General features: G+C 39.6%; 12 protein-coding genes. 2 read left to right on the top strand and 10 right to left on the bottom strand.

Going from position 1 to position 14,997, the window contains the following annotated elements; all coding sequences use genetic code 11:
* Positions 1 to 39: 39 nt before the first annotated feature.
* From VXS03_RS09825 to VXS03_RS09850, 6 genes are all read right to left on the bottom strand, one after another.
* Positions 40 to 756, bottom strand: a complete 717-nt coding sequence (locus VXS03_RS09825) for a DUF3581 domain-containing protein (RefSeq protein WP_327763519.1) — start codon at positions 754 to 756, stop codon at positions 40 to 42.
* A gap of 175 nt (positions 757 to 931) precedes the next feature.
* Positions 932 to 2,707, bottom strand: a complete 1,776-nt coding sequence (locus VXS03_RS09830; RefSeq protein WP_327763520.1) for a bifunctional molybdopterin-guanine dinucleotide biosynthesis adaptor protein MobB/molybdopterin molybdotransferase MoeA — start codon at positions 2,705 to 2,707, stop codon at positions 932 to 934.
* Positions 2,694 to 3,287, bottom strand: a complete 594-nt coding sequence (gene mobA, locus VXS03_RS09835) for a molybdenum cofactor guanylyltransferase MobA (protein ID WP_327763521.1) — start codon at positions 3,285 to 3,287, stop codon at positions 2,694 to 2,696. The genes VXS03_RS09830 and mobA overlap by 14 nt, the downstream gene beginning before the upstream one ends.
* Positions 3,274 to 3,987 carry an energy-coupling factor ABC transporter ATP-binding protein gene (locus tag VXS03_RS09840; protein WP_327763522.1) on the bottom strand — a complete coding sequence of 238 codons (714 nt, stop codon included), beginning with the start codon at positions 3,985 to 3,987 and terminating at the stop codon, positions 3,274 to 3,276. Before VXS03_RS09840 ends, mobA begins: the two co-directional genes overlap by 14 nt.
* A 13-nt stretch (positions 3,988 to 4,000) precedes the next feature.
* Entirely contained in the window at positions 4,001 to 4,702 is a 702-nt protein-coding gene (locus VXS03_RS09845; protein WP_327763523.1) for an ABC transporter permease, read from the bottom strand.
* 161 nt (positions 4,703 to 4,863) lie between these two features.
* The gene (locus VXS03_RS09850; RefSeq protein WP_327763524.1) at positions 4,864 to 5,688 is read right to left on the bottom strand and encodes a substrate-binding domain-containing protein; all 825 of its coding nucleotides are present in this window, start codon (positions 5,686 to 5,688) and stop codon (positions 4,864 to 4,866) included.
* Positions 5,689 to 6,000: 312 nt separating this feature from the next.
* Here VXS03_RS09850 and VXS03_RS09855 point away from each other — a divergent pair, with 312 nt between their 5' ends.
* Both VXS03_RS09855 and VXS03_RS09860 read left to right on the top strand, forming a co-directional pair.
* Positions 6,001 to 7,461: a sigma-54-dependent transcriptional regulator gene (locus tag VXS03_RS09855; protein ID WP_327763525.1), complete on the top strand. Its 1,461-nt coding sequence runs from the start codon at positions 6,001 to 6,003 to the stop codon at positions 7,459 to 7,461.
* A gap of 10 nt (positions 7,462 to 7,471) precedes the next feature.
* Complete coding sequence (locus tag VXS03_RS09860; RefSeq protein ID WP_327763526.1) at positions 7,472 to 9,514, top strand: sensor histidine kinase; 2,043 nt, start codon at positions 7,472 to 7,474, stop codon at positions 9,512 to 9,514.
* Between the two features lie 376 nt (positions 9,515 to 9,890).
* Here VXS03_RS09860 and VXS03_RS09865 read toward each other — a convergent pair whose 3' ends face one another.
* The 4 genes from VXS03_RS09865 to fdhD all read right to left on the bottom strand — a co-directional run bounded on the left by VXS03_RS09865 (position 9,891) and on the right by fdhD (position 14,957).
* Positions 9,891 to 11,525, bottom strand: a complete 1,635-nt coding sequence (locus tag VXS03_RS09865) for a C45 family autoproteolytic acyltransferase/hydolase (RefSeq protein ID WP_327763527.1) — start codon at positions 11,523 to 11,525, stop codon at positions 9,891 to 9,893.
* 352 nt (positions 11,526 to 11,877) lie between these two features.
* Complete coding sequence (gene pbpG / locus VXS03_RS09870; RefSeq protein ID WP_327763529.1) at positions 11,878 to 12,777, bottom strand: D-alanyl-D-alanine endopeptidase; 900 nt, start codon at positions 12,775 to 12,777, stop codon at positions 11,878 to 11,880.
* A gap of 423 nt (positions 12,778 to 13,200) precedes the next feature.
* Positions 13,201 to 14,112 (bottom strand): helix-turn-helix transcriptional regulator, encoded by a 912-nt coding sequence (locus VXS03_RS09875; RefSeq protein ID WP_327763531.1) that lies wholly within the window; start codon positions 14,110 to 14,112, stop codon positions 13,201 to 13,203.
* Complete coding sequence (gene fdhD, locus VXS03_RS09880) at positions 14,112 to 14,957, bottom strand: formate dehydrogenase accessory sulfurtransferase FdhD (RefSeq protein ID WP_327763533.1); 846 nt, start codon at positions 14,955 to 14,957, stop codon at positions 14,112 to 14,114. The genes VXS03_RS09875 and fdhD overlap by 1 nt, the downstream gene beginning before the upstream one ends.
* Positions 14,958 to 14,997 lie beyond the last annotated feature (40 nt).

The following is a 14,997-nucleotide window of genomic DNA, read 5'->3' on the forward strand; positions in this document are numbered from 1 at the left end:
CTTAGTAATACATTCTTGTGTAATAGTGAATGCGGCTGATTAACTATTAATGGCGTTAAATTTGTCTTTGCGTTCATTAAAACGTGAAACTAAATCATCAATACCATCTTGGCAATAAGGTTTTAAGCCACTCATTACCATACGTTTACTGCCTGTACCTACAATTTCACCATTTTCTTTAAAACAGAAATGAAGGGTAACATTGCCTCGTTTGCCTTCTACTTCAATAATAGAATCGGTTAGCTCAACAGTGGGTGCAGTTAGGTCTAAACGAGTGAAATCTAGCTCCATACATTCATAGATCACCAATGGGCGAGTTGGGTTGATCATGATGTCTTTGGACTTCATTAGTGGAACCATGATGTGAGGAAAGTTCATTCCTGAAAATTGCACATAGTTTTTAGTTACTTGTGAAATTAGCACTTCATCTTTTGTTGTTTCGCCACTGCGTGTGACATCCATGTATACTTTGCCCTTACAGTCGATAACTGAGAGCTTCGTAGGGGATTTTATATCTATAAGTAGGCAGCTTGATTCATTGATCATGCCTGCAAATTCGAAGCGCATTTTTTGGCTAAGGCCAACATTTGCTAATAGAACCGAAAATAGCAGATCGCCAGGTACACAAAAACGCTTGTTATCTTCATCGTGAATAGGGTTAAAGTCACCGGCTACGCGTTTTGCAAAATGACTTGCTTGTGCACGAGTAAAAGATAATTCACCGCTGTTATCTGAATAATATGAATCTAAAAACATGTTTACTTATAATACCTAAAAATAAGACTGCTGCTATTCTACAACATAAATATCACTTTAATGGTCTAGCCAGATGATATTAATGTAAATACATATATTGATAAAATACATACTAATAATGGTGAGAATAAAAAAGCCCCTGCAAACAGGCGAGGGCTTCATAAGGTTGAATGTGCTATAAGCGTATATCAAGTGGAATCACAGTGACTTTATCGCCAATATGGGCATGTTCTTGTTGTGGCGGAATTTCTATCAGGCAATTAGCTTCACTCATTGAGCGTAAAATACCAGATCCTTGAGAGCCAATAGTTTTAACGGCAAGTCGACCATTGGCATCCCAGTTATAATAACCACGTAAATATTCAGTGCGCCCAATACGAGAACGTAAAGGCTCAGCGGCTATAGCTGTATATGTTTGCGGTTGCCAATCTTGATAGCCTTGCTGCTTGCGAATAGCGGGCTCAACAAATTGTAAGAATGTCACCATTACTGCAACGGGATTTCCAGGTAACCCAAAGAATGGAATATCATTAATATGACCAAAGGCAAGTGGACGACCTGGACGCATATTTATTCGCCAGAAATTAATTTCCCCTAGTTTATCTAGAATAGTTTTAATGTAGTCAGCATCACCAACAGAGACCCCCCCTGAAGATAGAATCATATCTGCGTGTTGGCTCGCTTGATTCAATGTTGCTTCAAGTGCGGTTTCACTGTCTTCAATAATACCTAAATCGACCACCTCACAACCGAGACGAGTTAGTAGGGCAAACAGGCTATAGCGGTTGGAATCATAAATACAGTTTTGTCGTTGTGCTTCACCGGGAGCTTGTACTTCATCACCGGTTGAGAAAATTGCGACACGAAGAGGAGTATTGATGGTTATTTTATTAAGACCCAGTGAGGCGACCATACCAAGCTCTGGTGATGTGATGGTTTGTCCTTTTGCAACGGCAATTTGATCAATCGCCAGATCTTCACCAGCTAAACGGACATTTTGACCCATTTTGATAGCGCCCATCGACATATCGAACGTGACAATGTCACCATCTTGATGTGCTTGTTCACGCATGATAACCGTGTCAGCACCTTGAGGAACAGGAGCGCCAGTCATGATGCGCACCGCTTCACCTGTTTGTAGTGGGTGAGGGTAATGATGTCCTGCAAGCACTTGACCAACAACGGTATAACTATTTAAACCAATATCTATGCCACGAATAGCGTACCCATCCATCGCCGAGTTAGTGTGCTGTGGTACGTTAACTGGTGAAAGAATATCAGTGTGTACGATATGGCCAAGTGACTGTTTTAGCTCAACTGTTTGTGGGTTATTAATGGTTTTTATTTGTTCAAGAATACATTGTCGGCCTTGTTCAACAGATAACATACCTTGTGGCTGAACATCATCACAACCCGCTGTTGTTATAGGTTGTTGTGATTGAAAACTGTATTGAACTACGAAATCAGTTAATTGCTCAACATCATCAATGCTTATTTGTGGCAAGTGCGTTTCGGTTTTGATATCACTCGCAATGGCAATAATATTGTTATCATTTTGAAATAACCACGGCTTATTGATTGCTTGACGACGTAATTCGATTTTAGGGAAATCGAGACTTTTAAAACCTTCCACTAAAATAAGATCGAGTTTGGTTTGATCTAATTGGTGAATTAAATACGCTAAAGTTGCTTCTGTTGTCGGTGTTTCAGTGATCAATGCGCGGCGGTAACGAGAGGAGATAAGCATTTGGCTTGCGCCTGCTTTGCGTAAGCGGTAGCTATCTTTGCCTTGTTGATCAATATCAAAATCATGATGAGCATGTTTAATAACAGCAACACGTAGATTACGCTCAACTAATTTAGGTAACATCGCTTCAATAAGGGTCGTTTTTCCAGTACCACTAAATGCAGCAAAGCCTAATAATGGCACTGATGCGTTAATTTGAGTCATGGCGTGCTCCAAATTGTGATAATTCCTCAGGGGTGTTGAGATTAATAAAAGCATCAGTTTGATCACTAAAATCAACGGTGATCATATTGCATTGGCGATAAAGCAGAATGATCTTGCGATCGCCATTTGCTAAGAAAGCTTCTAATTTAGGTAAAACTCGGCGATGTAATAGAGTAACAACAGGTTGAATGTAATCGCCATTATGTGCAACAGCAATATCGGTATCAGGCTTACATGCCATTGCCATACGCGAGACTAAATCATGAGGAAGTTGTGGGCAATCACAAGGAACAAAACCAATCCAATCGTTATCTATGTACTGCAGCGCGGCGTGCATACCACCCAAAGGACCTGGGTAGTTTTCAATGCTGTCTCCAAATACATCCCCATATTGACGGTAGATATTTTGGTTACGATTAGCATTAATACTGATATGAGGTGTTTGGAGTCTAAGTGTATCAATAACATGTTGAATAAAAGGTTGACCTGCAAGTTCAATCAGGCCTTTATCGTTGCCTCCCATACGGCTGGCTTGGCCACCCGCTAAAATGACCCAATGGGTTTGTTCAGGCGTAGGCATAATTATCCTTATTGTTTTTGATATCTGTAACGAGTTGAAGATCGGCTCGTTCAATTAATTGGGTGTCATTGATTGTCCATTGACGGCGACAAAGTGCAGTTAGTGCATTTTGTTGGTGGCTAGTAATCACTAAACTGGTGCCACGTGACAATAAATCTTCCGCTAAAATAACTTGGCGATTGATGGATTCTTGATCCATGCTGGCACTGGATTCATCCATTAATAATACGCTGGGTTTAAGCACCCATGCGCGTGCCATTGCGACGCGTTGACGTTCACCACCAGACAATACTGAGACATGTTCATCTGCTAAAGTTTCAAGGCCGACCATTCGTAGCGCATTAATGGCTTCATTTCGACGTTTTTGGCGATCTTTAATCGCAAACCTTAGTCCATAGCATACATTGTTAAATACTGTAGCATCAAACATATACGGTGTTTGGTGTAAATAGATAATACTCCCTTCATAGCGTCCGCTAAAGAGACGTTTAAAAAAAGTATGCTGATGAATATTAACATTGCCTGTCGTGGGTTTTTGTAACCCGGCTAAGACTTTCAATAAGGTTGTTTTACCGACACCATTATCGCCTGTTAAATAAATGGCATCTTTAGGCGCTAAATTTAGTTGAGGAATGTGAAATAGCAACCGACTTTTAAAGCGAACAGAAAGGTCGAGTGCCTGAATTGAAGCATGAACCATAAGAAGGCCTCCCTTAGTTAGTTCGCAAATGGGCTTTGCCACGCGCGATAGATAAAATAAAGTTTAGACCTAAGGCTAAAATAAGTAACACCATTCCTAAGGCGACCCCTTGAGCAAATGCGCCTTTTGAGCTTTCAAGTGCAATAGCAGTCGGAATATTTCGTGTTGAATTTAAAATATTGCCACCGACCATCATTGAACAACCGACTTCGGTGATCACGCGGCTAAAAGAAGCAATAATTGCTGCAAGTAGTGGAAATCGACTCTCCCACATTAAACTAAGTAAAGCTCGCGGATAGCTAGCGCCTAAAGTGATCGCTGTTTCCCATGCACGTCGATCACTGTTTTGAAATGCGGCGTGCATCATCGAAATAAGTAATGGAAAACAAATCAGAACTTGGCCTAAGATCATCGCTTTTTGAGTAAACAGCATTTGCCAATCTCCCAAAGGGCCAGCACGAGAGAGCAACATGTAAAGCAGTAATCCAATCACCACCGTTGGCACTGATTGTAGTGTGTTCATTAATGACAAAGTTAACCAGCGTCCAGGGAATTTGCCATAAGCTAACGCAAAAGCGATCAGTAATGAGGGAATAATCACTAAGGCAATGGCAAAAAGAGACACCGAAAATGACACGCCAACAATACCCCAAAGTGCGCTATCGCCACTAAAAAGGAGTTGGGTCGCTTGTTGCGTTGTCTGCCAAATATTCATGTTAGTGTTTCTTTTAACCTAAAAAAATACGCCGATAGTGTGATCATTCACGTTATTAACAGTAAGTCTAAAACGTTATGTTATAACTGTGATCTCATTATAATTAATGTGTTAAATAAACAGCTATCGGCGAAATGTTACATTAAATTAGAATGTTATCTTTATTGTGTTTGTGCATCAGCAACGAATAATTGCTTACCATGACGCTGGTAGTTATTAATAAGCTTTTGTGCTTTAGGGTTAACTAACCAATCACTGAATGTTTTAGCTCCTTGGTAGTTAAGATCAGGGTAGCGGCTAGGGTTGATTAAAATCACTTGGTAAGGGTTAAATAGGCGTTTATCACCTTCAACCATGATTTCAAGATCAAGTTTGGTTTCGTATGCTAACCATGTGCCACGATCTGTTAATGTGTAGGCTTGTAATTCTGACGCCATATTTAGCGTTGGACCCATACCTTGGCCGACAGCTTTATAACCACCAAAGTTAGGCTCCATTTTTGTTTGAGCCCAAATGTTCAATTCTTTTTTGTTTGTGCCTGAATCATCACCACGAGAGATGAATGTTGCATTGTCAGTAGCAATAGCTTTTAGTGCGTCAGCAACATTTTTATCGCCTTTAATTTCAGCTGGGTCGTTTTTAGGTCCCACTAAAACAAAATCGTTGTACATTAATTTACGAGGTAATACACCAAACCCTTTTTCAACAAACTGTGCTTCTGATTGTGGTGCATGCGTCATGACTAAATCTACATCGCCGTGTTCACCCATGCGCAATGCTTTTCCGGTACCTGCGGCTAACACCTCTACGGTATAACCCGTATCTTTAGTAAATACAGGCAATAAATAATCCAGTAATCCTGAATGATAGGTGCTGGTGGTTGTTGCTAGACGCACAGTTTTATTCATTGCAGTTTCTGTGGTCGCATAAGCTATCGTTGCTGATGCGCAGCCAAGAATAACCAAAGTTGTTTTTAATAAGTTCATCAACGTTCCTGATCGATTGGGTTGCATTAAAAAATGTTGAGATAATGAGTCACGAAGCTTTATTGGCGATAGTTGCGCCAAAATGACCCATACCACCGAAATACATCGCGCAGGTCTGCTAATAAGCAAATAAAGTGCCATCTTTTTAATGTTGATGAAAAGGACTAATTATGTGCTTTTGGTATCAGATATTACTCAAAATAGGTTAAAGGTAACCGAAATTATACTGAATGATAAAACTATTTTGACTTAATGATTAATAGTGAGACAAAATGTCGCAAAATTTAGTTTGGTTAAAATGTCTCGGTATCTATGTCTAATTTTAGTTTGTCTTCCTCTTGGACGGCGGTTTCTGTGTTAGTGGTTGATGATGAACCAGGAATGCGCACGATTTTAAAGAAAGCGTTAAGTAAAAAATTTGCTCAAGTAGATACCGCAGGAAGTATTGAAGAAGCTGAGAAAATTCGAAAACGTTGTCATTTTGATTTGTTAATTGTTGATATTAACTTACCCGGCCGTTCAGGTATTGAATGGCATGAAGCGTTTGATCCGACAACACGTCGTAGTGATGTAATTTTTATGACGGGTTATGCCGATTTAGAAATGGCAATTCAAGCCTTACGGGCTGGCGCATCTGATTTTATTCTAAAGCCCTTCAACCTTGATCAAATGATGCAATCGGTAAATCGATGCATTGAACGTCGATTAGTTGAACGTCAAAATTTTGCATTGCAACGTGATGTTGAGCGTAGTTACCCTGTTAATATCATTGGTGATGCGCCAGCAACACAGCAAATGAAAAAACTCATAGCCCAAGTTGCACCGTCTATTGCCGCAGTTTTAGTGGAAGGCGAGTCGGGAACGGGTAAAGAATTGGTCGCTCGTGCATTACATCAGTTAAGTAAGCGTACAGGACCCTTCGTTCCGATTAACTGTGGTGCTATTGCGCCTGAACTTTTAGAAAGTGAGCTGTTTGGTCATGTCTCCGGTGCATTTACTGGCGCCAAGAAAAGCCGCGAAGGTCTGTTTCGTGTCGCTAATAATGGCACATTGTTTCTAGATGAAATCGGTGAAATGCCATTAGCAATGCAGTCATCATTGTTACGCGCACTAGAACAAAAAGCGATTCGTCCTGTTGGCTCTGAGCGGGAAATTCAAATTGATGTTCGTATTGTTGCCGCAACCAACCGAAATTTAAAACTTGAAGTTGAAGAAGGCCGTTTTCGTCGAGATTTATACTATCGATTAAATGTTTTAACTATTGATTTGCCATCATTACGTGAACGTGTAGAAGATATTCCATCATTAACCCATCATTTTACCGTGCAGCTATCTAAAGATCTTGGTATGAAAGCCATCAGTTGGACTCATGAAGATATTTTGGCCATGCAAGCTTATTCATGGCCCGGAAATATTCGTGAATTACGTAATATGATGGAACGGTGTATTTTATTGGGTAAGCCGCCTGCTGATTATTGGCGTGAATTACAAGGTGATGCATTACCTGTTGCTATTGCAAATGAGCAAGGGGTAACGGGAGAAGAACTTGAACTTAATAACGTCGATTCCCAACGCCCATGTCAATGCCATGAAGATGGTGAAGAACAATATTGTTATCCGGTCACATGGACTTTAAAAGAAGTTGAAAAAGCACATATCATGCAAGTTGTTGATGCTAGTGAAGGTAATAAATCTGCAGCAGCTCGCCAGCTCGGTGTGGCAAGGAAAACATTAGAGCGCAAATATAAAGAATGGACAGAAGAATTACAATGAAACTAATACTATGAAAGTAAAAGCATTTGTTTTGATGTGGTTACGACGATTTCAGACCATGGTGCGCTATCGGTTATTAGTACTGACTTCTGTGCCTATTTTTCTGACATTATTGACCTTAATTGCCATTACTTTTTACTGGACGATTACTTACACCTGGCAAAATGCATTAATGAATGTAAGAGCCGATTTAGCCGTTGCGCACCATAGTATGGTATTGCTTAAAAAAGAGCAGCGAATGGAACTACAAGCCTTTGCTAACTCTTACGACTTTCAACGTCGATTACGTTTTAATGAAGTAACATTACTCGATTGGGTTCGTCAGCAAAATAAACATTATCAATTAGATTTTGTGGTGTTGCATCCTGTGAGTAAATTGAATCTATTTTCAAGCCAAGAGCAGGCGTTGTTATTATCAGGTAAAGAACAGACATTTTTTCAAGTATTAGACAGTGCGGCACTTTATAATTTAAACCCCAATTTGCCAGCCAAAGCACAATTACCTTTACTTACCGAAGGCACGATAGAACAAAAAGGCCTGATCAGTCGTAGTTTGGTACCTATATTTAACCAACAAGGCGATCTAAAGTGGATTTTAGATGGTGGTATTTTATTAAATAATAGTACCTCGCTGGTTGATCGTATTCGTGATTTGGTTTACGCCGAAGGCACTTTGCCAGCTGGCAGCCTTGGCACTGTTACCTTGTTTATGGGGGATGTGCGCATTAGTACTAATGTGCCATTAGACAGTGCTAGCCTTATTGGTCGAGCTGTGGGAACGCGTGTTTCTGAAGAGGTTAGACAACATGTCTTACAGCAAGGAAAAACGTTTGTTGATCGCGCCTTTGTGTATGATAGTTGGTATGTTTCTGCTTATGAGCCGTTACATGCAAATGACGGTAAAGTCGTTGGCATGCTCTATACGGGTTATTTACAGTGGCCCCTCATTTACCGTCATTTAACCAACATTATTGAAATGAGTGTGAGTATCTTATTGGTACTGATATTTACCAGTGTCATTGTGTATCGTGGTTCGCGTGATTTGTTTTTACCGATTGAAAAAATCTATCAGGTTGCTAAAGCTGTGCAGATGGGTCTAAAACGACGAGTAGGTAAGTTAGATCTATCTGAAGGGCATGAATTACAAATATTGGGTAAGCAATTTGATTCAATGTTAGATCAATTAGAACAACGTAACGGACTCATAAAACTGACCGCGATAGAATTAGAAGAAAAGGTCGAACAGCGTACTCAAAGCTTACATCAGAAAACGGAAGAATTAGAGCGCCACATTCAATTATTGCATCAAGCACGATCTAAGCTGGTGGCAACAGAAAAATTAGCCGCATTGGGTGAGTTAACCGCAGGTATTGCGCATGAAATTAATAATCCGACGGCAGTTATTTTGGGTAATATTGAATTAATTCAGCTTGAACTTGGTGATAATACGGCTGATGTTCAAGAAGAGCTGGCTGCCATTCACCTTCAAATTGATCGTATTCGTAATATTACCCGCAGTTTATTGCAATACAGTCGTCAAGGCGGCGTGCAAGATGAAGTGACATGGCATCATCTAAATTTGATCGTCGAAGAGAGTTTAACACTTGTTCGTTCTGGCACTAAAAAAATGGATGTTCAATTTGAGGTTAATCTTGCCGCTAAATGCAGTGTTGAAGTTAATCGTCACCAATTATTACAAGTGCTGGTTAATTTACAGATGAATGGTATCCATGCCATGGATGATAAAGGTTTATTGAAGATAGCCACTAATGATTGGTTAGATGATCAGGGTGAAGTGCTTGGTGCTATGGTCGTTATTACTGATCATGGATGTGGTATATCTGCTCAAAATATGCAGCGTATTTTTGATCCTTTTTTCACTACTCGTCGGTCGGGGACGGGATTAGGTTTATCGGTCAGTCAGAGTATTGTGGCTAATGTCGGTGGAGAAATAACGGTTGATTCTGTAGAAGGTCAAGGTTCCACATTTACCGTATATCTTAAACATAAGAAAGAATCGCCCAGTGAACTAGATCTTCATGTGACAGCGTAACAAAAACCAGATTTATGAATAACAAAAAGCCCCTTGGTAACTGCTTGTTCATAGCAGTTACCAAGGGGCTTTTTTGTCGCATTGTGTTTTAGCTGATTGTAATATAATCCATAATTACATAATGGATAAACCAACGACAAGAAACAGTGAGGCGGTAAGAGATATTCGGCTAATCAGCCCAAATGAGGAAGGAATAATCATTTCGGTGTGCGGCATAGATGCTCCTTTGGTTTGAAGATATATAAAGCATAGCCTATATGTTTGTATCATATTGTTTTAATGTTTAATTTTTTAATGAAATGAGAGTAATGACAATAATCGCGGTCATATTGAATCGAAAAAATAATCAATGACCGCGATATAAGGTTTTAATTAATTAAAGAAATTTCATTTCAGTCCATGGTTCTGACGGACGGCTTAACAAATAGCCTGATTGCCATCCCCATTGCTGGTGGGCTTTAATAAAGGCTTTTGCGTCAAATGGCGCACCGTTAGCTCGACCAAATCGAGCATTGATAGTTAAATTTTTAATGTCGTTACTGTTGGCAATTTTACCATCAACAGAACCTGCTGGTGTAAAAGGAACATTCCATACTGCAGCAGGATCAGAAACATAAGGTTGTGAGTCTTTATCATATTCAGCACAAATATTACGTGATGATGCATCCATTTTGTTTAGATAGACATCATAAGTATCGCCCAACATTTTTTGACCTGTTGCAACGTTAATTTTACCGTTATATTTATGCATCAGTTGGATCCAGCGTAAACGACGAGCACCTTCTTGTTGACGAATATCGTTGTAATCAACATCAGAACCTTCAATATAGCGTAAACGTGGGTCGACAGAGACGTTTTCGCCAGTGAAGTAGCCTGATTTTAATTCATTAAAGTATTGATAAACACGGCCTTGACCAAACTTAGCAATATGGTTGTTATTAATATCACCTATGAGCCATGTATTAGCATAACCACCATTGTTGCCTTTTTCTTCAAGTTTTATCCAATTATCAATGTTATTAGCATATTGACTTGCTTCACGAACTCGAATAAATTCAGGAATGCCACCCGCTTTCCAATCCATCACGTTGGCTAACGTGGTTTCTACAACCGCAAGACCTGCGCTTGTTTCCCAGAAGTCGGTACCAGATTCAATCATGCCTGGTGCTGTTTGGAATGCCATTTTGTAACCTTTCTCTGGTGTGATATCTAAAATGACGTTAGAAAATTGACCAGACCAGAAGTCATTAAAGGTTTCGTGACCAATGACAATACCTTGATTATCAGTCGCTTTACCTGTCGCAATAAAAGCACTGCAATTACCTTTAGCACCTTCAATATTGGCATTGTTTTTACTGAGTTCAACATTATTAGTGTTCATCTCAGCTTTTGTATACGGGGCAGGGAATGCGGATGTATTAATTAAACCAGGATCAACCCACTTGGTATAATTATGCATCCCCACTGAAGGCCACCAGTAACCAGTAAGCTCAATCATGTCATTCCAAGTAATAATATCAGCAAGAGTGACATGTAAACCTGCCGCATTTAAGCCTTTGGCAATACCTTCCATTTCTTGACGAAGTTCTACGGGAATCTTTCCTTTAGTTTGTTCTAATGCGGCTTTTTGCCACGCACTATAAGGAACACCTGTTGTTAGGTAGGTCATGCTCCAACTATCTTGCCACGCTAATTTAAAATCAGGTGCGATAAGGTAGCCATATTGGAAGCCACGATCAAAAGCATTACCTTTAATACCTACATGCCACCAGCCATTCTTTTTCTCTAATTTAGCTTGTTCAACAATTTTTTGTTGTTGGTCGGTTAATTTAGTTTGGTATAACGCGCCAGTTACAGGTGCTGTAATTTGCTCAAGTAATAGTTTAGGGGGGTATTGGGTTAAATTTTGTGTATAAGAAGTTGCTGCGTTGGCATAACTCACAGATGCAAGGGCAATAACACATGCAAGGACTGTCTTTTTGCCAATAACGGGTTTCAAATGCATTTTCATAATTAACGGCTTTGATGAATATTGAATGAACAGGGCTATCATCCGCCTTTTTTATTGTTCAGCAAGAGGGTGAACGAGGGGGAGTGTTTTATAAAATGTAAACGTGAGCTGCCATTTTTCAGGTGATTCTTATCGGTTGAAAATACAGGGAAGGGATGTTAACTTTTAATCATAACCAAATGATTTCGATGGTAATAATAATTAAAATGAGATGTTAGGTTACTAATGTGAATGGATTGGAAGACATCTTCGAATCGGTCATCAAACGTTTTGTCGCTTTATGGTAAATGATAAAAAAAGCCAGCATATTGAATGCTGGCTTTTTACATTATGAATGAACAATAACAATTAATTATTTGGTTAATTCTTTCAATTTTTGCTGTTGGTAGTATTTAGCATCTGCTGTAATTGGTTTGCTTTTACCTGTTTGTAACCATTGCTTAATACGACCTGCGTCACCAATTGGTGTCATTTTACCTTGTGAATCAAGCATCACCATTAGGATCTTCTTACCATCAATCGTTGTAACCATTGCTAAACAACGACCAGCTTCATCAAGAAAGCCTGTTTTACTTAGGTTAACGATCCACTTTTTACCACGTACAAGCGCATTGGTATTGGTGTAGCCTAATTTATAACGTGGATTAGAAAAGTAAGCGGTATGTACGGCGCCATTGGTGCTGTAATTACGAATGGCAGAATACTTATAAGCAGCGCGTACCATCTTAGCAACGTCTGATGCTGTTGAACGGTTTTTAGGGTTAAGACCTGAGCTATCAACAAAGTGAGTATTCGTCATGCCAAGTGCTTTAGCTTTAGCATTCATTGCACGAATAAACGCGTTGTAACCACCTGGGTAATTAGCTGCAAGTGCAGCAGCAGCTAAGTTTTCAGATGACATTAATGCAATGTGCATTGTCTCGCCACGGCTTAATTCTGAGCCAATACGAACACGAGAATATGTATTGTACATATGCTCTTTATCCGTTTTAGTGAACGTAATTTTTTGGTTAAGCGGTAACTTAGCGTCTAATGTCACCATTGCGGTCATTAGCTTGGTTAATGACGCGATAGGCATCACGACATTGGAATTTTTGCGATAAAGCGTTTTCCCTGAGCTTAGATCGATAACATAATTACTCACAGAAGCAGTCTGAAGATTACTTGATTTGAGTTTACTGGTGTTGGTACTTGCGAAAGAAGAAAAGCTGACACTTGCAAGTGTAAAAAATAAAAATAAAGCGTTGCGCACAATGGCTCCTTGGATCCCATTTAAGAGGGTAATAATTATCCTGATATTGTCATCTTTTCAATTGTGGTTAAGCAAGTCATGTTTGTGTAAACCCTACTTATAATAGAGTATAAAAGCAGCAGTTAAACATAAGTTGCTAATGAAACAACATTCAATAAAATAATTGTTCGATATATTGATAGTAAGATTGATTGTGCGGCATTTAATTACTTGTAATGATGATTGTGTCGAGGATGGATTATTTTAAGTACCAGCGTAATAAATAAAAATAGTTGTTATGCATGCATTCTGTTATTTGTCGTTTTTTGATCTAACTGTTAGATGTTATTTTGTAGGGGATTTGTCTTGATGAATTATTTATAATGCAATCATTAATGTGGTAGGGAGGCCATCAAATGATGACCTTGACGAGTAATGCGTAAATTAATTAGCACTCCACACTTGTTGGCCTGTACGAGTAAAATTATATCCCCCCAGTTGATCCCCATGAGCTTGAATTTCACTATTGGTTAATGACTGTAACAGCTGTTGTTGTAGGGTACGAAAGTAAATATTTTTAGGGATCACTAACTCAAACGCTTCAGTGCATAAAGGAATAAACCCTAATCCAAATTCTCCTGCGGTACTTTGACTAGCACAGCCAATATCCGCTTGTTCTCTTGCAATAGCAGATGCTAATTCTCGTTCACTGTTACAACAATCAACTTGATTAAGCATGGCCATGTTATACCCATGACCATGGATCCATTCTTCTAATGCTCGCATACTTCCTGCGCCTTGTTGGCGTAACGCCCAACGCCAACGGGGAGACAGTAACTCATGTAGTTGAATTGAGCGGCTATTAACGGCATCCGCTAGCTCTGAGTTTACGACTAGCCCTTGTTTACGCTCAAAGGCATGGATTAAGACCCAGTTTTTATGACCGGGGTATTGTTGCAGTAATGCTGGATGTCTCAAACTGGCTTCTTCTACATTACCCCAATGGATAGCACAGATATCAACATGACCTTTGCTTAACATCGCCAATCCTTGACGAGTGCCTGTTGAGGTATAACCGACAAGGGCAGTACTACCGAGTTGATTTGCCATTTTTCCCACCACACATTGCAGCAATGGATCGTCAGAGCCTGCAATCAATAATCGGTCGGTTAATACGCCATTATGGCAAGATTCTAATAACCACTTATCTAACATTGCTTTAGGAAAAAGCCATTTACCCGTTACTTTTGTTGCAGGTAATAGTCCGTCATTGGCTAAGGCATAAACCTTCTTTTCATTAAGGTCGAGATATTCAGCGACTAATTTGGCATTCATAAATTCAGGAAAATCAGCCATTATTCTTGGTTACCTTTACTTTTGTGGCCTTTAACATCTAGTTCTATATTGTCGCTACCGTTATAGATTTGAAAACGTAATCCTTTAGCACGAGCAATCATAGTAATACCGAGTTTTTTAGCAAGGTCGTAACCCATTTGTGTCGCCCCAGAACGAGACAACAGCACCGGAATACCCATTTGCGCGACTTTGATGACCATTTCAGAAGTTAAGCGACCTGTGGTATAGAAAATCTTATCTTCACCAGTTTGTTGTTGCAGCCACATTTCACCGGCAAGGGTATCAACTGCATTATGTCGGCCAACATCTTCTACAAACGACAAAATATCAGTGCCTTTACAGACGGCACAACCATGGACAGCGCCTGCGGCTTTATAGGTGTTATTATGATGAGTCAATGCTTCAAGTAAACCATATAACAGCGATTGTTTAATTTTCGGTTGTGGCAGGGTAATACCTTCAAGCTTTTTCATTACATTGCCATACATCGTGCCTTGCCCACAGCCAGAGGTGACGGTTTTCTTTTCTAATTGCTGCGCTAAGTTTTCAGTATTTTCATGAGTTATAACAACCGCAGCATTGGTTTCCCAATCGATCATTACTGATTCAATAGCACTAAGGTCATTAATAAAGCCTTGGTTTTTTAAATAGCCTAATACTAATGCGGATGGACGCTCACCTAGGGTCATCAGTGTTACTACTTCAACCCAATTAAGGTACACAGTTAGTGGATGTTCACAGGCGATCTCTTTTGTTTGTGGATCACCATATTCATCAATAATTTCTACCGACATCGTCTGCTGCACTGTCGTTTTGGTTTTTATAATTTTAGGCAATGTCGCCATTTGAGATCCCTGCATAATAATTGTGGTGTGTTTAATTATG

Source organism: Photobacterium sp. S4TG1, assembly GCF_036040035.1.
Lineage (GTDB): Bacteria > Pseudomonadota > Gammaproteobacteria > Enterobacterales > Vibrionaceae > Photobacterium.